Source organism: Undibacterium sp. Ji83W (genome assembly GCF_049340385.1).
Classification (GTDB): Bacteria; Pseudomonadota; Gammaproteobacteria; order Burkholderiales; family Burkholderiaceae_D; genus Undibacterium.
This window is the reverse complement of the sequence record NZ_JBMPOZ010000025.1, coordinates 50929-74748: the sequence shown is the minus strand read 5'-3', so window position 1 is coordinate 74748 and position 23820 is coordinate 50929. Positions and strand designations below refer to the sequence as shown.

The 23820-nt window shown below is 51.3% G+C and carries 17 protein-coding genes; 7 read left to right on the top strand and 10 right to left on the bottom strand.

Annotated features, from left to right (window positions below; translation table 11 throughout):
- Positions 1–12 precede the first annotated feature (12 nt).
- Positions 13–3051, top strand: a complete 3039-nt coding sequence (locus ACO0LD_RS27795; RefSeq protein ID WP_423012084.1) for a response regulator — start codon at positions 13–15, stop codon at positions 3049–3051.
- 7 nt (positions 3052–3058) lie between these two features.
- On the top strand, positions 3059–6022 hold the full coding sequence (locus ACO0LD_RS27790; protein ID WP_423012082.1) for an EAL domain-containing protein: 2964 nt from the start codon (positions 3059–3061) through the stop codon (positions 6020–6022).
- Between the two features lie 140 nt (positions 6023–6162).
- Here the strand turns inward: ACO0LD_RS27790 and ACO0LD_RS27785 are convergent, their stop codons facing one another.
- Positions 6163–7062, bottom strand: a complete 900-nt coding sequence (locus tag ACO0LD_RS27785; protein ID WP_423012080.1) for a LysR family transcriptional regulator — start codon at positions 7060–7062, stop codon at positions 6163–6165.
- A 122-nt stretch (positions 7063–7184) separates the two neighbouring features.
- On the opposite strand from ACO0LD_RS27785, the gene ACO0LD_RS27780 reads away from it, so the two are divergent.
- From ACO0LD_RS27780 to ACO0LD_RS27770, 3 genes are all read left to right on the top strand, one after another.
- A complete protein-coding gene (locus ACO0LD_RS27780; protein ID WP_423012078.1) occupies positions 7185–8195 on the top strand; it encodes a zinc-binding alcohol dehydrogenase family protein in 1011 nt (336 codons plus the stop codon).
- A gap of 39 nt (positions 8196–8234) precedes the next feature.
- Positions 8235–8663, top strand: a complete 429-nt coding sequence (locus ACO0LD_RS27775; RefSeq protein ID WP_423012120.1) for a GlcG/HbpS family heme-binding protein — start codon at positions 8235–8237, stop codon at positions 8661–8663.
- 64 nt (positions 8664–8727) lie between these two features.
- Positions 8728–9201 carry a YybH family protein gene (locus ACO0LD_RS27770; RefSeq protein WP_423012076.1) on the top strand — a complete coding sequence of 158 codons (474 nt, stop codon included), beginning with the start codon at positions 8728–8730 and terminating at the stop codon, positions 9199–9201.
- Between the two features lie 7 nt (positions 9202–9208).
- On the opposite strand, the gene ACO0LD_RS27765 is transcribed toward ACO0LD_RS27770, so the two are convergent.
- The 3 genes from ACO0LD_RS27765 to ACO0LD_RS27755 all read right to left on the bottom strand — a co-directional run bounded on the left by ACO0LD_RS27765 (position 9209) and on the right by ACO0LD_RS27755 (position 12064).
- Complete coding sequence (locus tag ACO0LD_RS27765) at positions 9209–10075, bottom strand: DUF2306 domain-containing protein (RefSeq protein ID WP_423012074.1); 867 nt, start codon at positions 10073–10075, stop codon at positions 9209–9211.
- 133 nt (positions 10076–10208) lie between these two features.
- Entirely contained in the window at positions 10209–10991 is a 783-nt protein-coding gene (locus ACO0LD_RS27760; RefSeq protein WP_423012072.1) for a LytR/AlgR family response regulator transcription factor, read from the bottom strand.
- Entirely contained in the window at positions 10988–12064 is a 1077-nt protein-coding gene (locus ACO0LD_RS27755) for a sensor histidine kinase (protein ID WP_423012070.1), read from the bottom strand. The genes ACO0LD_RS27760 and ACO0LD_RS27755 overlap by 4 nt, the downstream gene beginning before the upstream one ends.
- A 254-nt stretch (positions 12065–12318) precedes the next feature.
- On the opposite strand from ACO0LD_RS27755, the gene ACO0LD_RS27750 reads away from it, so the two are divergent.
- Positions 12319–13035 carry a substrate-binding periplasmic protein gene (locus ACO0LD_RS27750; protein WP_423012068.1) on the top strand — a complete coding sequence of 239 codons (717 nt, stop codon included), beginning with the start codon at positions 12319–12321 and terminating at the stop codon, positions 13033–13035.
- A gap of 27 nt (positions 13036–13062) precedes the next feature.
- Here the strand turns inward: ACO0LD_RS27750 and ACO0LD_RS27745 are convergent, their stop codons facing one another.
- Together ACO0LD_RS27745 and ACO0LD_RS27740 are read right to left on the bottom strand one after the other, a co-directional pair.
- On the bottom strand, positions 13063–13479 hold the full coding sequence (locus ACO0LD_RS27745) for a cupin domain-containing protein (protein ID WP_423012066.1): 417 nt from the start codon (positions 13477–13479) through the stop codon (positions 13063–13065).
- 185 nt (positions 13480–13664) lie between these two features.
- The gene (locus ACO0LD_RS27740; protein ID WP_423012064.1) at positions 13665–14990 is read right to left on the bottom strand and encodes an MFS transporter; all 1326 of its coding nucleotides are present in this window, start codon (positions 14988–14990) and stop codon (positions 13665–13667) included.
- 400 nt (positions 14991–15390) lie between these two features.
- On the opposite strand from ACO0LD_RS27740, the gene ACO0LD_RS27735 reads away from it, so the two are divergent.
- A complete protein-coding gene (locus ACO0LD_RS27735; RefSeq protein WP_423012062.1) occupies positions 15391–16464 on the top strand; it encodes an acyltransferase family protein in 1074 nt (357 codons plus the stop codon).
- Positions 16465–16479: 15 nt separating this feature from the next.
- Here the strand turns inward: ACO0LD_RS27735 and ACO0LD_RS27730 are convergent, their stop codons facing one another.
- The 4 genes from ACO0LD_RS27730 to ACO0LD_RS27715 form a co-directional block, all read right to left on the bottom strand.
- Positions 16480–17316 carry an HDOD domain-containing protein gene (locus tag ACO0LD_RS27730; RefSeq protein ID WP_423012060.1) on the bottom strand — a complete coding sequence of 279 codons (837 nt, stop codon included), beginning with the start codon at positions 17314–17316 and terminating at the stop codon, positions 16480–16482.
- 224 nt (positions 17317–17540) lie between these two features.
- Entirely contained in the window at positions 17541–18848 is a 1308-nt protein-coding gene (locus ACO0LD_RS27725; protein ID WP_423012058.1) for a hypothetical protein, read from the bottom strand.
- Positions 18849–18985: 137 nt separating this feature from the next.
- Positions 18986–20839, bottom strand: a complete 1854-nt coding sequence (locus ACO0LD_RS27720) for a phytase (RefSeq protein WP_423012056.1) — start codon at positions 20837–20839, stop codon at positions 18986–18988.
- Positions 20840–20853: 14 nt separating this feature from the next.
- On the bottom strand, positions 20854–23391 hold the full coding sequence (locus ACO0LD_RS27715) for a TonB-dependent receptor (RefSeq protein WP_423012054.1): 2538 nt from the start codon (positions 23389–23391) through the stop codon (positions 20854–20856).
- Positions 23392–23820 lie beyond the last annotated feature (429 nt).

Here is a 23820-nt window from a genome sequence, read left to right as displayed (position 1 = left end):
TGAAGGAAAAAGATGTTCCTGGCGCAGACGCTTTCCCGACGCTTGTTGTACACGATGTTGCCATGGTATCTGTTGGTTGCCATCAGCATGACGGTGGCACAATTGCTGATCCAGTATGTCAGCGTCAGTCGCGATATAGATGGCGATCTGGCTTCGCTGGGACAGACGATTGCTCCGCATGTGAGTAATGCTGTGTGGGAACTTGACCGTCCGCAATTGATGAGCATAGTACAAAGCACCGCCAAAAATGCCATTGTCACCGGTGTGCAGATAGAAACTGCTGCGGGAGAAATGTTGCTGGAAATGGGAAGTGTGCCAGCCGCAAATCAGCAGCCAACCGGGCTTTTTACCAGACAGATCAAACGTACTGTCATCCCGCTTTTTTATCATGCTCCGCGTGGTGACAGTCGCCTGCTTGGTCAATTGAAAATGTATTCTGGTCACGACGTCATCTGGGATCGCGTCAAATACGGTTTCCTGATCGTGCTACTCAATTCCATTATTGTCACCAGCGCCTTATGGCTGATTTTTTTATGGACCATACGCTATCGTTTATCGAATTCTGTGACTACGGTTGCCACGGCAGTAGCGAACTGGCGTTTTCGTTCCAGCGATATGCCCATGGAAGATATTACTTACCCGTATCGTGATGAACTTGGTGAGTTGGTCAAGGCCTTCAATGAGGGCAGGCAGCAATTATTTTTATCCTTGCAGGAGCTTGATGAACTGAATCGCAATCTGGAAAAAAACGTCACTGAGCGCACCCAGGAATTGCAAACCGCCAAGGAGCAGGCTGAGTCTGCCAATCTTGCCAAAGGCCAGTTCCTGGCGAATATGAGCCATGAAATTCGCACACCCATGAATGCAGTGCTGGGCATGCTGTATCTCGCGCTTAAAGGTGATCTGAGCCCCGTACAGCGCAATTATTTGAGCAAGGCGCAAGGGGCAGCCCGTTCACTGCTGGGTATCATCAATGACATACTTGATTTTTCAAAGATAGCAGCAGGCAAGCTGGAGATGGAGCAAATTGAGTTTTCGCTGGAAGCCGTGCTTGAGCAGTTGAGCGATGCCATCAGTTATCAGGCGGAACACAAGGGTATAGAGTTCCTGATTCGTTATGATGCCGCTATCCCACCTGTGCTGCTCGGCGATCCTTTGCGGCTCGGTCAGGTCTTGCTGAATTTGTGTGGCAATGCTGTCAAATTCACAGAGCATGGTGAGGTAGAGCTCGGTTTTCAATGCCTGTCATTGACGGATACAGATGTCAAACTGCAAGTGTATGTGCGCGATTCCGGGATAGGTATTGCAGCAGATATCCGGGATGAATTGTTCACCAAATTTACCCAGGCTGATCAATCAACCACGCGTCGTTTTGGTGGTACTGGCCTGGGTCTGGCAATCAGTAAAAACCTGGTTGAGTTAATGGGCGGGCAAATCTGGATAGAGGATACCCAGATTGCCAAGGGCACCACCATTTGCTTTACCGTACAACTGAAAATAGCGACCAGGTCGCAAACTGCTGCCAATACCCTGAAAGGGCAAACCGGACGCTTGCTTGAGGATTTGCGCATACTGGTGGTCGATGACAATCAGGTGTCACGTGAAATTCTGACAGAAATGCTCAGCTATTTTCATGTTGATGTAAACACCGCAGAAGATGGAGGCAGAGCACTGGAGATGCTCAGAAATGCGGGTGATAAAGCCTATGACCTGGTCCTGATAGACTGGCGCATGCCAGGCATGAATGGGGATGAGGTGACCAAACGCATACATGCTGATACTGCCATCAAGCCACAACCCAAGATCATCATGGTGACTGCTTATGGCCGCGAAGACGTCATACATTTTGCCGAACTGGCCGGCGTGGATGGCTTTCTCATCAAGCCGGTATCGCCTTCCACATTATTGGATGGCATATTGACAGTACTTGGCCGCGCACGCATTTTGGGTTCTGGTGACAGGTTGCGCATAACAACGCCTGACCTGGCGGTGAGCGGTCAACTGGCTGGTGCCAGTATCTTGCTGGTGGAAGACAATGATATCAACCGCGAATTTGTCACTGAATTGCTGCGCAGCGAAGGAATTGATGTCGATCAGGCAGTCAATGGCCAGGAAGCAATCGAGCAAGTGCAAAGACGTGATTATGATGCTGTGTTGATGGATATACAGATGCCTGTCATGGATGGTCTGGAAGCCACACGGCAAATACGGGCGCTGACCAATACTGATGGCAGTATACGTTTTGCGCAGCTTCCCATTATTGCGACGACCGCACTGGCGATGGCGCTTGATGCAGAAAAGACACAAGCTGCAGGCATGAATGATCATGTTACCAAACCCATCGCGCCAGATAAGCTGGTGGCAATATTGGCGAAATGGATACATGTTGCAAAGCCCAGGCCAGGTCTGCACGTGGCGATGCGGGCAGCGCCAGAAATCCCGCCCGAACTGTTGGCAATGAGCAGTGTGAATGCGCGCGAGGGTATCCGCCGCATAGGAGGAAAGATTTCTGCGTATGTAAAACAGTTGCACCGCTTCAGAGGGAATTATGCGGATATATCAAACAGTCTGCAACACTTGCTGGAGCAAAAAGATATGCAACAGGCAGAAGAGTATTGCCATATGCTCAAAGGGGTAACAGGCAATATTGCTGCCGTTGCATTGCATGACAAAATATCCGATATTGACGCCCTGCTTAAGCAGGGGGAAGTGGTGGGGCAGGCACAACTGGATGAACTGCATATCCTGGCGCAAGACTTGTTTGCTGATATCGATCGTATGGCCAGCAAGACAGAAGTTGCTACTACCCCTGAGCCAGCAATCCTGGACGTCAAACAAGTCTATGTGTTATTACAACAACTAGGGAAGGCATTGGAGTATGATTTAGGCAGTGTCGAGTCGGTACTGGGTGAACTTCGGGCCGGTGTCATGGGGACTCCTCTGCAAGCGGATCTCGAGGCTATTGCAGCCAGGGTCGATGTGTTTGATATTGATGCCGCAATCGCCCTGCTCAATGATCTGAAAAAACACGTAAGTCCAACTACTGAGTGACAGTATCATGACCGACATTGCCAACAGCCGCCAGCGCATACTCATCGTCGATGACGTGATAGAAAATCTGCATGGTTTGATGAACATGCTGCGTGACGAGTATGCCATCATCGCTGCCAGCACGGGCGAAAAAGCTTTGGAACTGGCGCAACGGCTGCCACATCCCGATCTGATATTGCTGGACATTAAAATGCCGGGGATGGATGGTTACTCTGTCCTGGTACATTTGAAAGCCAATCCTGCGACGGCAGACATTCCAGTGATTTTTGTGACTGCTATTTCAGATGCCGGTGACGAGGCACGCGGCCTGACCCTGGGTGTGGCTGATTACATTACCAAGCCCGTCAATCCAGATCTCTTGCTGCTGCGCGTACGCATACAACTCGAATTGCAGCGGTATCGCCGCTACCCCATCAATTTTGATATTACCCGCCATACTGATCCGGCACACCCGCCTACCTTGCTGGTGGTGGATGATGTACCGGAAAATATTCATGAATTGCTGGAAGCACTAAAAGACAGCTATCGCATAATGGTAGCTAATTCCGGTCTCAAGGCAATTGAAATGGTAGCTGGGGCAACGCCGCCGGACCTGGTCTTGCTGGATATCATGATGCCGGGCATGGATGGCTATGAAGTTTGCCGGCGCATCAAGGCCACCGCTGCAGGCAATCGCATCCCTGTTATCTTTGTCACCATCTTTGATACCACGCAACAAAAACTCAAGGGCTTTGATGTCGGTGGTGCAGATTACATCACCAAACCCTTTGACATAGATGAGGTACATGCGCGTGTGCGCATACATCTGGAACTGGCCAGGCTCAGGCATTTTCTGGAACAACTGGTGGCGCAGCGTACGGCCTTGCTGATCAAGAGTGAAGAAAAATACCGCATCCTGGCTGATTATTCGCCTAACTGGGAATACTGGATGGCACCCGATGGCAGCTATCTCTATGTATCCCCGGCTTGCATGGAAGATTCGGGCTATACCCCGGAAGAGTTTTTTGCCGATGCCGGGTTGATAGAAAAGATCATTCACCCTGATGATCTGGATCAGTGGAAATTGCATGGGCCAAAATCAAACGATGCAAATGACACAAATGGTGCGGCACTGATTTTTCGCATAAAAGCCAAGGATGGGACAGAACGCTGGATAGAGCATGTGTGCAAGACGGTATACGATGCCAGCGGTAAATATCTGGGCTTGCGCGGCTCGCACCGTGATATTTCGCAACGTCGTTATGCTGAAGAAAAACTGGATTTTTTTATTAATCGTGATCCACTTACTGGCTTGCCCAACCGTGCGCTGTTTCATGAGTTATTGAATCATGCCTTGCAATACGCTGAACGGGAGCAGACGCAATTTGCCTTGCTATTCATTGACCTCGATAATTTTAAAACCATCAATGAAAGCCTGGGCCATAGTCTGGGCGACCAATTACTGATAGAGTCAGCAAAACGCCTGAAGAACTTGCTCCCCGATATTGATGCTATTGCGCGCATCAGCGGTGACGAGTTCAATATCATCCTGCAACCAGGGGATGGCAAGCCGTGGGTGGACTTGCTGGCACAGCGCGTGATAGAAGAGATGGCCAGGCCTTTTCAACTCGGAGGCCATAGCGTGTACGTCGGTGCCAGCATAGGTATTGCTTTGTACCCCAATGACGGTAGTGATACCGAATCCCTGCAAAGCAATGCTGATGCCGCGCTACATCAGGCCAAGATGCAGGGGCGCGGGATCTTGCGTTTCTTTTCTTCTGATATGAGCCGTCGTGCCAAAGAGCGCTTGACACTGGAAGCAGACTTGCGTCGTAGCATAGAGCGCGATGAATTGCGCTTGCACTATCAACCTCAGGTGGATTTGATCAGCGGTCAGATTGTGGGGTTGGAGGCACTGGTGCGCTGGCAACATCCTGTGCGCGGCTTGATACCACCGAACAGTTTTATCCCCTTGGCTGAAGAGAGTGGTTTTATCGTGCAATTGGGGGCCTGGGTCTTGCGCGAGGCTTGCCGGCAGATACGGCAGTGGTCAGATCAGGGCCTGCGTTTGCGCCAGGTTGCTGTCAATGTATCTGCGCTGCAGTTGAGTCGCGGCCATCTATTGGAAACCGTACGATCATCTTTGCAAGAAACCGGTATCGCAGCGGACCAGCTGGAGCTGGAAATCACCGAGAGCAGCATCATGCTGGACCAGGAACAGTCTTTCAAATCCCTGGCGGATTTAAAAGAGCTAGGCGTACGTTTGTCTATAGATGATTTTGGCACCGGTTATTCTTCGCTCGCCTATTTGCAACAACTTGAGGTACATAAACTCAAGGTGGACATGGCTTTTGTGCGTGACATGACGAGCAATAGCAGCAATGCTTCTATCGTCAAGGCTATCATTGCCATGGGCCATAGCCTGGGCCTGGAAGTGATTGCGGAGGGGGTGGAAAGCATAGGCCAGGCACGTTATCTGCGCGCCCTGCAATGCGATGTCATGCAAGGGTATTTGATCAGCAAACCGCTACCCGGTGTTGAGATGACGAATTTCCTGGGTGCCTATATTGCGCAGGAAATCCAGGCAGAAGAAGGGCGGCTGGCACTATTGCTGGTGGATGACGAGGCGAGTATCCTGTCTTCGCTGTCACGCTTATTTCGCCGTGAAAATTATCATATACTCGTTGCCAGCAGTGCTGAAGAAGCCCTGGCATTGCTTGCGCTGCATCCCGTGGGCGTGATCTTGACTGACCAGAGAATGCCTGGCATGACAGGGACAGAATTATTGGCCCGTACCCGCAAACTGTATCCCAAGACCATACGCATGGTCTTGTCCGGCTATACCGGTCTCGATAGCTTGACTGAGGCTATCAATCGCGGTGAAATTTATAAATTCCTGACCAAGCCCTGGGAAGACAAGGATTTAATCGAGGCAGTACGCGATGGTTTCCGGCGCTACGCAGAATTGAATGACAACGGAACACAGCGTTGAGCCTGTTTCCTCATAAAGTCGTATGCTGAAGTCAAACTAAGAACCTGTTCAAGAGCCTGGTATTCAATACGGGTGGGCAACGCTAAATGAATGAGCTGCGAACTGAAGTTGAGATAGAGTAAATTTTTTTCGCTCTAACACTATATTTTCAACGAAAACTTCTCTCCTAAAAAATCTACCAGTGCCCGCACGCGATTTGGTATGAATCTCCCACTGGGCAGCAATGCATGCAATGGATAAGGATCAGTCTCCCAATCTGTCAACAGTGCCACCAGAGTGCCGTCTTCCAGTTCTTGCCTGACATCGATCATTGATTTGAAAATAATACCAGCGCCAGCAATTGCCCACATGCGTGCGAGAGATGCGTCGTCGGCGCTGCGGTCACCTTTGACACGGACTTCTTTCCATTTACCGTTTTGCCCAAAGCGCCAGGTTTTATGCAGGCGGCTGCTGCGCTCGAAGATCAGGCAATTATGTTGCGCCAGGTCTTGCGGTGTTTGCGGGGCAGGGTGGCGTGCCAGGTAGCTGGGGGCTGCGCAGAGTATGGGGCGGCTTTGTGCCAGTACCCTGGCGACCAGGCGTGAATCTGTCAGGGTGCCGTACCTTATTGCCACATCCACTTCATCGCGCACTACGTCCAGCGGCCTGTCGCCGACATTCAGGGCCAGTTGCACGCCGGGATGCAGGGCCAGGAATTCATCCAGCCAGGGTAGCAGGGTGGTGCGGGTCAGGTCAGACGGGGCTGCTACGCGTATTGTGCCGACCAGGGCGGTGCGGGCTTCTGATACCTGGGACTCACCTTCATCGAGTAAATCAAATGCCCTTTGCGCATAGTCGAGCAGGATTTGGCCCTGGGCGGTGATGCGCAGGGCGCGGGTAGATCGCTCGAACAGGCGAGTGCCCAACTGGGTTTCCAGGCGCTTGAGGGTGGCGCTGGCGGCTGCTGGGGTCATGCCCAATACGCTAGCTGCACCTGAGAGTGAACCGCAACGTGCGGTTTGCACGAGTACATGCAAGTCGCTGAGATTTTCAATTTTCATTTGAAAGTGATAGTTATTTATCGGTCTTATCAATTCATGCTTCAGATTCTACAATGCCTGCACTGATCTGGAAATGTTTCTGGACACCGATTATCAAGACTGAATACACTCAAGGACTCAATATGAAAGCCATCGCTTACCGCCATTCTTTACCTATCGACAACACTGCATCGCTGGAAGATGTGGAATTGCCAACGCCAGCGCTGGAAGCGCGTGACCTGCTGGTGCGCGTAAATGCCATTTCAGTCAACCCTGTGGATAGCAAGGTCAGGCTGGGTCGTGCACCTGCTGAGGGCCAGTTGAATGTGCTGGGCTGGGATGCAGTTGGCATTGTTGAAGCAGTTGGCACCGCAGTCAGCAATTTCAAAGCGGGTGACCGTGTCTACTATGCTGGTGCGATTGATCGACCTGGTGCAAACAGTGAGTTGCATGCGGTTGATGAACGCATCGTCGCCAAGGCACCCACTACACTGGATGATGCGCAAGCCGCAGCCTTGCCATTGACGACTATCACTGCCTACGAATTGTTGTTTGAACGTCTGGGCGTTGCCAAAAACGGCGGTGCAGGCCAGACCTTGCTGGTGATAGGTGGTGCTGGTGGTGTGGGTTCCATCCTCATACAACTGGCGCGCCAGTTGACGCAATTACGCGTTATCGCTACAGCTTCACGTGCTGAGACACGTCAGTGGTGCCTGGATCTTGGTGCGCATGCGGTGATTGATCATTCCAAACCGCTGAGTGCTGAATTGAAAGCCATAGGCATCAATGAAGTCGATATCGTCGCCGGACTGACGCAGACAGCCCAGCACTATGCAGAAATCATCACCAGCCTGAAGCCACAAGGCAAGCTGGCCGTGATTGATGACATGGTGGCGCTGGACTTGATGCAGTTGAAAGGTAAATCCATTTCCCTGCACTGGGAAATGATGTTCACCCGTTCCATGTTCAAGACTGTCGACATGGATGAACAAGGCAAGTTGCTGGCAGAAGTGGCTGCACTGGTGGATGCAGGCAAGGTGCACACGACGGTGAATGCGAATTTTGGCAAGATCAATGCAGCCAATTTGCGCAAGGCACACGCCTTGATAGAAAGCGGCAAGGCGCAGGGCAAAGTTGTGTTGCAAGGCTTCTAATTTCAAGTTCACGAGAAAATTTTTATGCAAACTACAAACATGAGTAAATCATTCCCGGCTGCCAGCATCACCCGCGATGCGGCAAATGCCCTGATCACCGCTGCCAGCGCTGCCGCCCGCGATATCGGTATCGATGTCACGATAGCTGTCACCGACAATGCCGGTCACCTGAAAGCATTTGAACGTGCAGACAGCGCTGCATTTTTGACGGTGGATGTGGCAATCGACAAGGCCTGGACGGCAGCCTCGTTTGGCCTGCCTACCCATACCTGGACAACAATCATTAGTAATGACGTGGTGGCGCAGCTTGCCCACAGGCCGCGCCTGGTGGCAGTTGGTGGTGGTTGCCCCATCATGGAGAATGGCAAAGTCATAGGCGGCATCGGCATATCAGGCGGTAATGCACTGCAAGACCAGCAAGCGGCAGAAATTGCATTGGCTGCACTGGGCTTTGAAGTGAAGTCATAAGCTCAAGCCATTTGTTGAGAGTGCATGCGTGTCATGCACTCTTTTTCTATAGAGATCAAACAACATGACAACTATCATTACACGCTCATTTATCAGCATTTTGACTACGGTTTTATTCACCTTGAGCATGTCCGTTGCCCGGGCAGAAAATACCAGCGGAGCAGACACAGTAAAAGCAGCATCAGTCGATTTCTTCAACAGCGTCAGCCAGCGTAATTTAGCAACAGTTGCCAGTTATCTTGACACTGAAGGTTTTACTGAATTCGTCGCTGAATCAGACAAGCTCTTGCAACTGGATGCGAATGCATTTGCCGGACTATTCAAGTCAGGCGCGAAAATCGATTTGCGTCTTGTTGATGTGCAGGTCAAGGCCACAGATGATGCAGCGATAGTCACAGGCACCCGTGTTGGTGCCATTACCAAGCCGGGTGCGACAGTTGTTGAAGGTAAATCGCTGATCACGATGGTGTGGTTTAAAAAGGATAATACCTGGCTATTGAAGCATATTCACTTGTCACCCATGATCAGCTCTAAATGATTAATGATTAGAGACGCGGCAACCACATGCCCATAAATGCCACAAAGATACCCATGCCGCTGGCCGCACTGAGCACCAGCAGTGTGCCAGCCATGCTGAGGTGAGCGGCCTTGTTTTTGCTGTCTTGTGCGCGTAAATATAATTCACAGGCTATCAGCGGTATCAGTGAATTGGCAAAGGACATGAAACTCAGGAAGGGCCCCTCAAAAGTTTTTGGATTAAAACCAGCCGGGCCATGATTGATGGCTATCCATAACATCAAACCTATGCGGAAAAACCAGACACCATTCGCCACAAGAAACAGGCGTAATGCCCAGCGACGGTGCAGGGCGAACTGGCGTGCCAATGCATGACGCAAGGCCATGCCGGCGCAGGCGAGTATTAACACTGCGTTCAGGCTGACACCCAGGTGCTGGGTGAAATCACCCACGCCGTTACGGAACCAGACCATATACAAACCAGTCGTGGCAGCAACAACCAGACTGGACAGATAGATACGCCCGTTCCAGCGATGGAATTTCGGTGCGCGTGAACGGATTTGTGGGATCATCTGCAGTATGCCCGCCAGGGTAATGCTGGCCGCCAAAAAGATATGGGTGATGATGGCAAAATTGCCTGCATTGTCACCCTTGATATAGCCGTGTGGCAGTACATCACTCCATGCAGCCAGATTGCCTTTCATCGCAGACAGGACGTAGAAACCCAGGATGTAATAGACGAATAAAAGCTGGCCTATGATGGCGACTGAGAACCACAATGCTGCGGCATATTTCAGGCTGGTACTTGAAAGTTTTTCTGTTCCATATTTTTTCAATGGTGGTGCAGCCTGTGCAGAATATAAGTCACTCGTTTCGAAAACGGTATCTTGCGTCATTTGAAAACTCCTTTTTGCTAATGTAAATTAGACGTGTCTGACCCTGCCGTACAGGCGTGAATGTACCTGCAAAGCGTGCCTGCAAAGGCGGGTTTGCTTTTATGGTTTGTTGCTGGAGAAAATCAGTGCGGCGCTACATTTGCCTGAAAAGATGCAGGTAACTGCGGCTGACTGGCAATACATCGGGGCGGCCGCGTATATGCAGTTCGGCAGTTTCATTCATGCCACGTGTGACTTCGCTGACATAGTGCAGATTGACGATGACAGAGCGGTGGGTTTGTGCAAAGCGCTCCGGGTCCAGCTCGTCGCTGAGTTCGCGTATGCTTTTGCGTATCAGCGCGTCGCCACCGTCCCAGGCAACCAAAGTATATTTTTCATCTGAACGCAGGAAAGCTACTTGTTCTACCGGGATCAGGCGTACGCTATTGCCTACTGATGCTTTTATCCACTGAAGATAATTGCGTTGCGGACTGCGCTGGCGCATATCGCTGGCCATGCGGTCTAGCAGGGCATCATAACTGGTGCCGGTGTCATTTGCTTGCTTCATCCTCTGCTGCAGACGTGTGATGGTATCGGCGAGACGCGCTTCTATGATGGGTTTGACGAGGTAATCAATAGCGCCTTGTTCAAATGCTTGCACTGCATATTGTTCATAGGCGGTAAAGAATACGATATGCGCCCTGCGTGCAATAGATCTCGCAGCTTCTATGCCATTCAAGCCAGGCATGTGTACATCCAGGAAAACGATGTCGGGTTGATGGATGTCAAACATTTCCACTGCTTCGCGGCCATTGCGGGCCTCATCGACGATATGCAACTCTGGCCACAGGCGTGCCAGGTTGGCACGCAGATGCTCTCTTAGCAAAGGCTCGTCATCGGCGATCAGCGCGGTGATCTGCTTGGTAAGCGGCTTCATGCTTTGGCCCCAGGATGGAAAATTAATTCAACACGCAAACCTTGCTGAGACTGCTCATGCAAGTCGACGCGGGCATCTTTGCCAAAGCAGGCTTGCAGCCTCGCCTTCACATTTGCCAGGCCCGTTCCAGGTACGGCAGTTTCTGCCATGCCTATGCCAGTATCTGCTACCCACAGTGTCACAATCCCAGTGCTGGCATCCTGCTTGCCGCCGACTTCTATGCGGCCACCTTCCGTGCTGGGGTCTATGCCATGGCGTACGGCATTTTCTACCAGGGTCAGCAAGGCCATGGCAGGAAAGCGCGAGCCTTTTAATTCTGGCGCCAGTCTTAACTCAAACTGCAAGCGGTCTGGCATGCGCATGTGCATGATTTCAAGATAGGCACTGACTAACTGCATTTCGTTTTCCAGTGTTGCGTCTGCATCGCCCAGGCGTGGCATGGCGGCGCGCAGATAGGCAATCAGGTGCCGCAAGACCGGCGCTGCATTCTCTGAGCCAGCTTCAACCAGGGCCTGCACATTCGCCAGAGTATTGAACAGGAAATGTGGTTCTATCTGTGCTTGCAAAAGACGCAAGCGTGCATCCAGCACTTCGCGTTCCAGCTCATTCTTCTCCAGTTCCAGTTGCAGGCGGTCTGCACGTTCACGTTGCTTGTCTTCACGCTTGATGGCCGCGACTGCGACAAGGGGCCCAAAAAACAGCGCAAAAATCGTGCTGGTGGCAAAACCGGACAAAAGATTATTCGCCTTGATGAAGTTCATGAAACTACCGGCTATCGCCACATAGGCAGCCAGGCTGGCAAAGGGTGCCAGCAGGCACACAGTAGCCACTCGTACCAGCCAGTGCGGTATCCAGCGCGGCAGCCACTGCAAACGCCAGGTGCCGGAGACTGTGAACGCCAGCAGCATGACCATGGCGATGAAGGTCGTGCGCCTGAGCACCAGCCAGAAAGGTGACTGGAAGATCGGTGTGGTCACCCAGGCGATCAGCAGGCTGATGATAAGCACTACGACAATTTGTCGCAGTCCTGGCAGTGCAGGCCAGCGTGGGATAGTTGTAGAGGCGGTTTTCATGGAGCTAAGATAGCTGCAACTGATATTTTCGACAAGCAGGCTAGCGGCTATATGCGACTAATGACGGTTTTCGGGGCTTGAATGACGGAAGTGCTGGTAAATGCCACTGGCCCGGCTTAACCATAATTTGCAAATATGAACCACTTCCAGAAAGTATCCGTCCCTTTTTAACGTAAACTGAGTGGTATCAGCGATAGAGTGATCTGGCCGCCCTAAACTAATTCAGGAACGAGAATGCGATGATGAGGAGATGGATGTTTGCAGCGACGGTGCTAGTTGCATCGCCAGCAATGGCAGACACTTTTCGCATCGCATATAACGAGGGTGGAGATGCACCCTTTGTCTTGCTGGACAAGCGCGGCCCCAGAGGTATATTCCCGGATTTGATGTCAGCTGTCGTCAAACTGAGTGGCGATAAGCTGGAGCAGCGCTACCTGCCCATGCGCCGCCTGCTCAAATCATTTGAGGATGGGCAACTCGATATAGAAGTTGGCGCAAACCCCAAATGGCGCACTAGCTCTCGAGTGCCAGGTGTGTACAGCATAGCCTTTGGCTTACCCCGGGCTGTCCTGTGTTTTCGCCCAGGCGAAACACCCAGAGCGCAGGCCGTCACAGATTTTTATGGTCAGAAAGTCGGCGTGATTTCTGGCTATTCCTATCCTGAATTTGAAGCTGCCTTTGCCAGCGGAAAGATACAAAGGGAAGACATTTTCAATTCCCCCAATCTCTTGCTGACTTTGCGAGCAAAGCGCTTTGACCAGATCATCATCAGCAATTATGTCAGGCAATACTGGACCAAGGTCGATGCACAGCGCTATGCCTGCGATGAAGGCCGCATGATAGATGAAAGCGAAATGATGCTGAGAGTGCATCCCTCCAAAGCCGATGCCTTGCCACGCCTGAATGCTGCGATCGCCACCCTGAAAAAGAGTGGCGAGCTGGATGCCATTTTCAGACGCTATACGGATTGATGCGCTTGGTCCGATTGACTGACCGAATCAAGGCGCTGGTGGCGATGCTGGTGAGGCCACTGGCTGGCCTTTTTCGACGACATATACACCAACCAGTTTAACGGGGTCTTTGCCATGGTTTTTTGCACTATGGACGACGCCAGCAGGTATGACAAATCCTTCACCCGGTTTTATTTTACGTGGTGCTTGATTGGCGAGCAGTAATTCCAATTCGCCATGCATGACATAGCTGATTTCATCACCAGGATGGGTATGCCAGTCGACCTTGCCCCCTCCAGCTATATCAATACGAAAGATGTAATCTTCCTTGCCTGGAATCGACGAATCGGCTTGTATCACGGGGGTGCGGGTAACACCTGAACTTTGTGCCAGCAGGTTAGTGCTGATCAGCAATAAGCTGACGGCAGTTAATTGGCGCAAGATGTTGGTTTTGGTCGAATGCAAGATAGATCTCCTGGTTGGATAGTCATGCGCTGTTGTACATGTTTGCGCATGGTTATAATTACAATCCTTTTTGACAAGAGAGTAAAGGGGAAATGAAATTGTCTTCGAAGGATGTTGTTTCCCGGGTGTTTGCAACCGTTTTGGAATGATGCGAACCCTGGTCCGCACCATTTGCAGAGGGATTATCAGGCGTCAGCAGTTTTTGCCATGCCTTCAGGCGCACCGCTGCTGCTGTCTTCTTTGCCATATGTGGCGCTGTCACCAAAAGAGACGAAGCGTGTCATCACCAATACGGGGATGGCACTGAGCAAGACCCAGATGAAAAAATTCTTATAGCCGAGTGCCAACTGTATGTCACCGCTGATGGTCTTGAACAATACAAAGCCTAGCTGCATGACCCCGGTGCCCAATGCATAGTGGGCAGTCTGGTACTTGCCGACAGCAACAACTTGCATGATGAACAGGATCAAGCCAACGAAGCCAAAGCCGTAACCAAACATTTCCAGTGCCAGAGCCGTAGTGATGATACTGATATTGTCAGGTAGTGTCGTACTGAGGAAAAAGAACACCAGGTTAGGCATATTCATTGCCAGTATCAGCCAGGGCAGGGCGCGTTTGAGCCCCAGCCAGGATGCAAAATACCCGCCCAGTACGCTACCACCCAAAAAGGCGATGGTGCCAGCGGTGCCATAAGCAAGGCCGACTTGCTCGGTTGTCATGCCCAGACCACCCAGGTTTTTAGCTTCACGCAAAAACAAAGGGCCTATGGTCTGTATCTGCCCTTCGGCGGCGCGGAACAGAATGATGAAGGTGATGGCCAGCCAGATGCCAGGCTTTTTGAAAAAATCAATAATCACATCTTGCAGCGTCAGGAAAACGCTACGCATGGATGCTTCGGTGTTGGTATTTTTTGTGCCTGGCAAGGCCCAACTGTGATACAGCCCAAGCACCACGAGCATGACACCCATGATGGCGAAAATGACGGTCCAGGCCTGCGCCGGATCCAGGCGTTTTTCAAGATAGCCAGCCAGGTAAACCAGTCCACCCAGAGTGATGAACTTGGCCGCATTGTAGAAAGCACCTTGCCAGCCAGCGTATTCAGCCTGTTGCTTGTTGCTGAGACTGGCGATATACAGGCCATCGGCTGCAATATCGTGGGTGGCTGAGGCAATTGCCACGACTCCAAGCAAGGCAATACTGATAGCGAAATACATGGGCAATTGCAGCGACACGGCCACCAGGCCCAGCGATACGCCGCCTATCAGTTGAAATGCCACGACCACCGCCTTTTTGCTGCTGGCAGCTTCGAGGAAGGGACTCCATAGAGGTTTAAAGACCCAGGCCAGGCCTATCAATCCTGTCCAGCGAGCGATATTGTCATTCGCTACCCCCATGCTTTTATACATGAGGCTGGCAACCAGGGCTACTGCATAAAATGGCAGCCCTTCGGCAAGATACAAGGTGGGTACCCAGCGCATGGGGTGGGGAGTCTTGGTTTTTTCTATGCTCATGGACTTGTCTCTAGTGTTTGATTTTCTTAAAAACCTGGTGTGTTTGCGCTATGTATTTTTTATGTTTTATTGCCAGCACTGCAAACATACTAGTCACAAAATTGTCGGTCAACTGGTTTTGTGTTTGCAATGCCACTTAAGTGCCAGTAAGATATGGCGTACTTTATTTTGATCGTGAATAATACTTTGCAAATCAAAAAAATCTGCGTTTTTATCTATGAAGTAAGGTTTATTTGTCTTGTTTTAATAGGTGAGGCCAGATTCAATACCACTTTGTCAGATTTTAACACTGGTATTACCCCGCATGTTGATCGACGATGTGCTTTTTATGAAGATGCGGTCCGATGACCAGCAGGGATTGGTATTTCTACACTGGTCTCAGTACGCTATGGAGTTTGATATGTCTACAGTAAAACGTTACGCAGCGCTGGATGCCATGCGCGGCCTGACTGTTGCCGCCATGCTTTTTGTGAATAATGCCGGTGACTGGTCGCATGTGTACCCCTGGCTGGAACATGCAGCTTGGCATGGCTGTACGCCTGCGGATTTTATCTTCCCATTTTTTCTGTTCATACTCGGCGCTTCTATCGCCATGTCTGTAGATGCACAACTCAGCAAGGGCATGGATGTAGTTGACGTACGCAAGAAAATACTCTGGCGCGGCCTGCGCTTGTTCATGCTGGGCATAGCTTTGCATCTCGTGGCCTGGGCATTGATCGATGGCCGTAATTTCAGATTGCCTGGTGTCTTGCAGCGCATAGGCATTTGCTATGCAGTGATTGCCTGCCTGATTACCTATGTGCGCCAATTGTCCAGGCAGGTTTTACTATGTCTGGTTGCCATGCTGGCGTATTGGGCTTTGCTAGGCTGGGGCGGTTCGTATGAGCCGCATCTGAATCTGGTCGATAAAGTAGATACTGCCGTGCTGGGTAAACTGGCGTATAGCTTTGATGTACAAACTGGTCTCGCACAAGACCCGGAAGGTTTGCTTTCTACGGTAATGGCAATGATGAGTGTTTTGACTGGCGTTTGGGCGGGCAGAGCCATGCGCGATGGCCAGTTGATGCAGATGCTGGCCGGTGCGGCAGGCTTGATATTGCTGGCGCTGATCTGGTCAGCATATCTGCCTTTCAATAAACAACTCTGGACATCATCCTTTGTTTGCTGGACCAGTGCCTGGGCGATCGTGCTCTTGCTGGGTATGCATCAACTGATAGACAAGCAAGGCTGGCCATCAATCGGTAAAAGCTTTGGTGTAAATGCAATAGCCGTTTACGCCGGTGCCTGGGTGGCAACTTGTGTTTTGGCATGGACAGGATGGGCCAGTACAATCTATCAGCAAATATTTGTACCTGCGCTGGCAAAGCAAACAGGCGAAGAATTTTCATCCTTCGCCTATGCAGCTTGTTTTACTTTGGTATTTGCAGCCCTGGCATTTGTCATGAACAAAAAGGGCTGGCGGATTGTGATCTGAGGCTTTGTTTCTTGATTACATCATCAGAGCAGTGGCCAGCGTATCGATCTGCTCTTCCTGCTCTTCCATGATGATCTGGAAATTGCTGTCTTCAGTATCAAAATTCAGGCGACGGGCAAATTTCTTATTGTATTCCCTGTCAGCGTCATGCAAAGGCGACAGTACTGGTGCGATGTCATTGGCCAAAATCAGGGTATCACCCAGGGACTCTGGCGGGAAGGCGCATACGCCATGCCACATGGCTTCCACAGCCTGCATCACACTGTCAGGTATGCCCAGTTGGCGCATGATGCCACGGCCTATCATGCGTTCGCCATATTCGATCCAGATTTCTGGTTCGCCATCCAGCAAGCCAGGAAATTCTTCCGCACGGGAGATCAGGTAAAACCCACCGATTTCATGGACGATACCAGCAAACATGGCAGTTTCAGGATCAACCCTGGTGACTTGCTTGGCAATGACCTGCGCCAGTGAAGATACATGGGCAGAATGTTCCCACAATCTGTCTGCCTTATGCTTCAAAACCGGGTCTGTGACCTTGCTATTGAGTTGGCGCACGATGACGGCGGCCAGCATGGCTTTCAGAGTGCGAAAGCCGAGGCGGTTGACTGCCAGCCTGACGTGCGTGATTTCATTCGTCGAGCGGCGATAGGCTGCCGAATTAGCGATGGCGACCGTGCGCGCAGACAGCAAGGGGTCTGCCATGATGAGCTTGGCTGCCGTGTCTATATGGCAATCAGGATCGTCCAGGGTACGTTGTAGTCTTAGCGAAGCTTCCACATTGGTAGGGAAGACGATGTCCCCACGATTGACTTCTGCGGCTATGCTTTTGAAAATTTCCAACCTGTCCATGACTTTCTCCCTATAAACATCTGGCGATTCCTCCACTCAATGGCCTGTTGCTACATGAACTTGCATGTTGCGGCTTGTGCAGAATATTAAAAGTTGCCTTGAGGAATGATCGACTGTCTGTATGATAGTCAATAAATTCTCAAAAGCAACTTCTAATTTAACTTTATTTTGCAATCATCCAGAGTATGTCGATAGCATACGCGCTCAGGGGAATCATGCAAGTTTTAATCAGGGGGGTAATTTACCAAAATATCGACTATTAAGTATATAGACGGAAAGTCATCTCTCTGCACTTTGACGTGATAAGTGCCGATTTTTGTTGGCGCTACGTAACTACCTGACAAGTTAATGCTGCCGCCGTCAGCTTCAATGACACTCCAGGTCACGGGTTGGCGTATGTAGTTGATATTTGGCGGATAATTAATACTTGCCTGCAAGTTTATGGTGGCACCCGGCATGACATTTACCACGTGCCGATCGACGCTCAAAGTTGGCACAAAGTCAGGTGTGCTGTTATCAACCACCACCAGGGCCGTAACGCTCAATAAAGGATAGTCTTCGCGTCCTGCCTTGACATGATAAGTGCCTGGCTTGCTGGGAGCAGTGTATTCACCAAAGTTATTGATAGCTCCGCCATCAGCTTCCACTACCTGCCAGGTGACTGGATCGCGCATGTAATCGACAAATGGCGAATAATTCAATAATGCAGCAAATACGCGTTTGCTACCAGGTGTCATGATCAGTGCACCAGGGGTAATGTCAATGCGGGGAGCATTTTCCCAAAGGTTGGGACCACTGCATGAGATGAACTGCTTGTCAGCCAACTGTATCAGGCAACCAGCGCGGCCAAATACCGGGAGACTGGCAGGTGGATTTGTCTTCGCCAGCATAGTGAGTAGCGGATCATATAAGTTTGCCGCCAATGCCAGATTCAGGGTGTCCAGTATTTTGTCCTGTGCGTCACCACTGGCCGGGTTGGCGCTGGTAGCTGCTTTCAGCGGCGTGCTGTAAAAGTCACTTAAGGTACTGGTATCCAGCAAGCCGCTGAGTACATTGCGAATTTCAGTTTGCGCTGCCGTGACATTCGCGCTGGTAAAGGTTTTTGTTACCGCATCCAGATCAGGATTGGTAAAAAACGCCGCCATATCTGTACGCATGAGGCGGGTGGAAAGCATCTCGGTCAAAGGCGTCAGATTAATTACACCAGTATTGACTGCAAGCGCATGCAGCTTTTTGCCATTCGCAGGATTTGAAGTTTCCAGTATGCAGGGCAGTGCACTGCCTGCCGGCAAGTTGATTTCAAACGAGCCATCTGCCGCCGTCCTGGTTGCCCCTGTGCCTGTGCGGCATTTGTAATTGACAGCCGAATCAGCGATGGCCTTGCCTGTTGCCGCCGTGCCTCTCAAGCTAAGGCCGGCGACCTGTGGGGTCACCACCGGGTTGCTGGCAGTCGAGCTGCCGCCACCGCAGGCTGCCAGCAAACTGGTCATCAGGCACAAGCTGCCTGTCAGGAATATATGTCGAGCTTTCAATTTGCTGCCTCATTGTCTATTTTGTCGTTCTATTATGATAGACGCTGAGGCTAAGCATACTTCTTGAAAAGTGTCGACAAATTGTCATGAATTTGTACCGCGCCTGATGATGTTTCAGTCATGGTAACAATCAAAAATCACTCAAGCTTGAAAGCCTTGGCAATCGCAGACCAGGGGATGTACTTGAAGTTTTGCGTACCATCTGGCAGGCGCTTGTAACCGTCTTGCACGACCAGCATGCCGAGTGCAAACTCGCCACCAAAATTGACAGAACTGACCTCTATCCCATCTGTTTCTGAAGTGCCATCAATACCCTTGGCCAGATTCATGCCTATGCGAAACTTGCCGCGCAGACGATAGGGAGCTTGCGCTTCCAGTACCAGATAACTGCTGTCCCCCTGGCTTGATACCAGCAGGTAATTTGCCCGTTCACCAAAATACATGGCCAGGCCCTCAACATCGGCCACCAGTTGTTTGCCAACCGGCATCACCATTTGCAAATCCGCAGGCTGATCTGCCTTGGCAGACGTGACCCAGATGCCGCGCTTTTCTTCTCCCATGAACAGGCGGTCAGTCTTGTCATCAGCCACACAGCCTTCTGGCTGGCTGGCCAGTTTGAAACTGCGCACCAGGCTGCTGCTGAAACCTTGTTCATTGTGGACAATGCGAAACTGCTGGTAAGTGCCATCCTTGTCATTCACAAATGCTTCCAGCCCGCCTGTGCTTGGCTGGTACAGGCAAAAACCGTAAATCTTGTCCAGTTTGGTAGCGAAGCGCGCAGCCTCCGCCACTTGCCCCTGATCATTGATGACATATAACACCAGGCTGTTTTCATCACGCTGGGTCGCCATGGCGATATCAAAACTTTGCTGACCCCATTTAATATTTTGACGCACATCCACATTATTCAGGCGTCCGCTTTCCAGCAACTGGGTTTGCTTGCCCTGCATGTCATACACCAGCAAACCCTGTTTCTTGTTGGTGCCCAGAACGCGGGAAAGCCTGGCATCCTTTGGATGTACCCAGATAGCAGGATCATCAGCAGCGTCGCCATGGCGAGCGACGGTATCGGTTTGCACCGTGGGTTCGATGACGACTATTTCGGATACTGCTGACTGCTTCCAGGCGGCGCTGCTGGCGCGCCAGGTTTTTGCCTGTTCATCCTGCAGCAGGAAATCCAGTTTATTGCTGTTATTGCTGGATGCCTGCGCATGGACATTCGTTGCACTGTACGGCAGGTTCACGATTTGCTCAGGCTGGAAATGTTGACCATCCTTATGGCGATACAGATGCAGTTTCTTGCCGCTGGCATCCAGCACCGCCACTCCACCTGGCAGCGCACTGATGGCTGTAGCACCACCTTGCAATTTGCCAAACGGCGCGGCCATGGCGACAGGCTTCAGTTTGGCTGCAGTTTCTGCTTCAGCCGTAAATGCCCAGACGCCGGTCTCTGGTACGCTCAGGTACAAGGTTTGGCTCTGGTCATCGACACGGCAATGCTTGCTGTGTGGTGGCAGTGCCAGCTTGCGTACCAGTTGCGCGCTGCCCTTATGCATGACCCATTGCTCGCTCAGTCCTTCCTTGCCAATCAGGAACACATGATCCAGTTGTTGCGCATCGCGATACAGGCACATGCTTTCCAGTGAAAAATCCGGTGACGCCATGCTGGCCTGCAAACGCAATTGCCCGGTTTTCTGATCTGCCACATAGACATAGGTTTTTTGCGTATCGGCATCAGTGAATACCGCCAGCATGCCATCTGCATGGGGGCGGGCATCAAGGTGCTTCGCCCGCAGGCTGACTTTGCTGCGCTCCTTGCCTTGTGCATCCAGAAGACGTACACCTTGTTTGTCCAGCGTGAGCCAGCCACCATCTGGCAGGGCGATTATTTCCTGGGCTTTGCCAACAACTGCCGGGGGAGCGCCTGCTGCTGAAGCGCAGGAAAAGACCAGTATTAATGCCAGGCTGGATATCAGATATTTTGTTTTCATCGTTTTCATGCTCATCAAAATACGCTGGCTTTCAGGCTGATCTTGTACGTGCGGCCATATTGCTCATATTGCGAGTTATATTGATGCGCACCCTGATACACATAGTATTTTTCATTGTTCAGGTTTGCCGCTTCAAAGACCAGCTGGAAACGCTTGCTGAGTTGATAGGCCAGCGAAAAGTCGAGCTGTTTTTGGGTATCAACAATACGGTCCTGGTCTGCGCGCAAGATATCCGTGCCCAGTTCCAGCAGGTAAGGAGATTTGTAGTTGAGCGCAAGGCGGGTGCTGATGCGGCCATGTTCATAACCCAGCATCAGGTTCATGACACGGTCAGACTGGCCGGGCAGACTGATGGAACGGCTGCGGGATTTACCCGTTGTGGTATCAAAGCGGGCAATGTCGGCACTGGAGCGTGTCAAGCTGGCATTCGCACCGACGATCAGGTATTTCCACGGTGCTGGCAACATGCGCAAAGGCTGTGAGTAAGACAGTTCTATGCCTTTCACATTAGCGGTATCACCATTCGCATAAGAAACTGCGCTGGTATAGCCTTGCCATGCGCCAGACCCGGCCAGGTTGGTCGTATAAGTAAAATTCTTGATGTCCTTGTTGAACAGATAGGCTGATACGCTGCCATCATGGCTCAATATTTTTTCTACACCCAGATCAAGATTGCTGGCTTTCAGTGGTTTCAAATCCGGGTTGCCAATCACTGCCTCGGTAGTGCTGGTGAGGTTGATGCCGGGTGCCAGTTGGCTGAAGTTGGCACGCACGATGGCATTGGTCCATGCTGCACGTACACTGGTCTTCTGGTCCAGGTCATAGCGCAGATGCAGGGATGGCAGCCAGTCAGAATAACTGCGCTGGCGACTGATGGCTTGCAGACTGGTGCCACCAGTTACTTGTGTGCCGGCAGCATCAAACTGCGTGCGCTCCATACGGGCACCGGCCAGTATGTGCAAGGCATCCATGTCAAAGCTGTTTTGCAGGTAGGCGGCATCAATGTTTTCATTGATTTTGTAATCATTGATGGCAGATTCCAGCACCAGGCGGGCGGCATTCCTATCCAGGCCTGCCACGCGGGCGCGTATCAGGTCAGCACTGATGGCAGTGCCGATATTACCCAATGGATAGTCAATCGCCTGGTTTTGTACAAAGGCGCTCATGGAGGTGGAACCCGGTCCCCAGTAATTGCCACTGCTGGTTTTGTTGCTGTTGTAAGTCCATTGATTGGTGTCATTAGTCTTTTCACGACGGCTGGTTTTTGCGCCAAATTTCAGATTCGATTCAAACTGCTCGAAGTGGAATTTGCGTGTCAGATCAAATTTGAGATGCTGCTCAGTATCCTTGGAAAAACGCTGTTGCAGACTGATGGCATTCAGGCTGTAGTTTGCCGGATCATACAGGCTGGCGGGGCCGATGATTTTGGGCACTTCACCATCAACAAAACCAACCCCAGCGAAATTGGCATTGCCACGGAAGCGGCCATCGTTCAGGGCTTCTGGCGTATCTTCGCTGGCGCGGCTGGAGCCTGCTGCCAGATCCAGTTTCCAATCCTGGAATTTTTGTTCCGTGCCCAGTACAACAGAGCTGATGGTCTGGGTGTACTTGCGCTGGCGTATGCGGCGTTCTGCTCTCGCAGTAGTCGTTGCACCTTCGGCCAGGGTACCGCTGGCAAAGCTGCCTATGGTGATGCGGTCACGCACTTCATCATCGCTGAAGTCACTCAAAAAGCCGTGCATAAAGTAAGTCTGCGACGTAGTCGGTTTGTAATCCAGGTTCAGGGCATAGGCATGGCGCTCACGTACCGGCAGGTAATCACGTAATTCAAATCCACCCAGTTTGCCATTGTCCCAGGCACCACCGGTTTCCACATTGTCAGAACCAAAGCTGCGTTTCTCAGCGCTGATACCAGCGGCGATACCCAGCTTGCCACCGGCAAAACGGTCAGCCCACAAGAGGCTGGCATTCGGGCTCGTTTTACCTGTCACCTGGTCATAGCTGGCACCGGTATTCAATGTCAGTATCTTGCCGGGCAAATCAAAGGCAGTCAGGCTCTTGACTTCGACTGCGCCGCCAAGTGAACTGGCATCCTGTTCAGGGCGCAGGGTCTTGGTGACTTCCAGAGAACGTATCATCCCGGCAGGCAAAACATCCAGCGCCACCGCACGGCGGCTGGCTTCTGGCGATGGTACAAGAGCGCCGTTGATAGTCACACCATTCAGGTCAGCCCCCAGACCACGCACAACGATGTAGCGGCCTTCGCCCTGATCACGCTGGACTGAGATGCCGGGCAGGCGTGCCAATGCTTCTGCTGCATTTTTATCCGGCAGGCCACCGATGTCATCGCTGCTGACCACGCTGACGATATTATCGGCTTTTTCCTGCATCTCCAGTGCCTTGCGCATACTGGCGCGCTGGCCGCTGATGACAACGCTGCTGGCATCACTGACAGTTACGTTCGGCCCCTGGGCATGGGCGTTCAGCATGGCCGAGATGCCCAGCATGATGATGGATAGTTGAGGCACAGGTTTTTTCTTCAGGGTTTTCATGGACAGGGTTTCCGCAGATAGTGAATGGCAAAAGAGTGGGCGGATTCTAGGGAAGGTATATGTCGGTTCTGTGACAGATGGGCGCCAGATTTGCCGTTGCGGGGAAATCGCAATGTAAACCGCGAAGATGTGAGCTGAATTGACTTTTGCGTTTGGCGATACTCAACTGATAACGGGTCCATTTTGAAAAACAGACCAAAAAGCTCACCACAGAGTCACAGAGGCACAGAGGAAGAAAGAAGAGAATACTCAAATCGAGTCTATCCATTTTGGCAAAGAGATTTTTTCCTCTTGTTTTTCTCTGTGTCTCTGTGTCTCTGTGTCTCTGTGTCTCTGTGCCTCTGTGGTGAAAGGTCTTTCAGGCAACGAACCCGTGAAAATGGAAAAGAACTGAGCCGTTTGCACCCCCGTTGTTTTTCATCCATAGGC

Coding starts and splice junctions, on each gene's coding strand:
- ACO0LD_RS27795 (WP_423012084.1), top strand. CDS start 13: ATGTTCCTGGCGCAGACGCTTTCCCGACGCTTGTTGTACACGATGTTG.
- ACO0LD_RS27790 (WP_423012082.1), top strand. CDS start 3,059: ATGACCGACATTGCCAACAGCCGCCAGCGCATACTCATCGTCGATGAC.
- ACO0LD_RS27785 (WP_423012080.1), bottom strand. CDS start 7,062: ATGAAAATTGAAAATCTCAGCGACTTGCATGTACTCGTGCAAACCGCA.
- ACO0LD_RS27780 (WP_423012078.1), top strand. CDS start 7,185: ATGAAAGCCATCGCTTACCGCCATTCTTTACCTATCGACAACACTGCA.
- ACO0LD_RS27775 (WP_423012120.1), top strand. CDS start 8,235: ATGAGTAAATCATTCCCGGCTGCCAGCATCACCCGCGATGCGGCAAAT.
- ACO0LD_RS27770 (WP_423012076.1), top strand. CDS start 8,728: ATGACAACTATCATTACACGCTCATTTATCAGCATTTTGACTACGGTT.
- ACO0LD_RS27765 (WP_423012074.1), bottom strand. CDS start 10,075: ATGACGCAAGATACCGTTTTCGAAACGAGTGACTTATATTCTGCACAG.
- ACO0LD_RS27760 (WP_423012072.1), bottom strand. CDS start 10,991: ATGAAGCCGCTTACCAAGCAGATCACCGCGCTGATCGCCGATGACGAG.
- ACO0LD_RS27755 (WP_423012070.1), bottom strand. CDS start 12,064: ATGAAAACCGCCTCTACAACTATCCCACGCTGGCCTGCACTGCCAGGA.
- ACO0LD_RS27750 (WP_423012068.1), top strand. CDS start 12,319: ATGTTTGCAGCGACGGTGCTAGTTGCATCGCCAGCAATGGCAGACACT.
- ACO0LD_RS27740 (WP_423012064.1), bottom strand. CDS start 14,990: ATGAGCATAGAAAAAACCAAGACTCCCCACCCCATGCGCTGGGTACCC.
- ACO0LD_RS27735 (WP_423012062.1), top strand. CDS start 15,391: ATGTCTACAGTAAAACGTTACGCAGCGCTGGATGCCATGCGCGGCCTG.
- ACO0LD_RS27730 (WP_423012060.1), bottom strand. CDS start 17,316: ATGGACAGGTTGGAAATTTTCAAAAGCATAGCCGCAGAAGTCAATCGT.
- ACO0LD_RS27720 (WP_423012056.1), bottom strand. CDS start 20,839: ATGAAAACAAAATATCTGATATCCAGCCTGGCATTAATACTGGTCTTT.
- ACO0LD_RS27715 (WP_423012054.1), bottom strand. CDS start 23,391: ATGAAAACCCTGAAGAAAAAACCTGTGCCTCAACTATCCATCATCATG.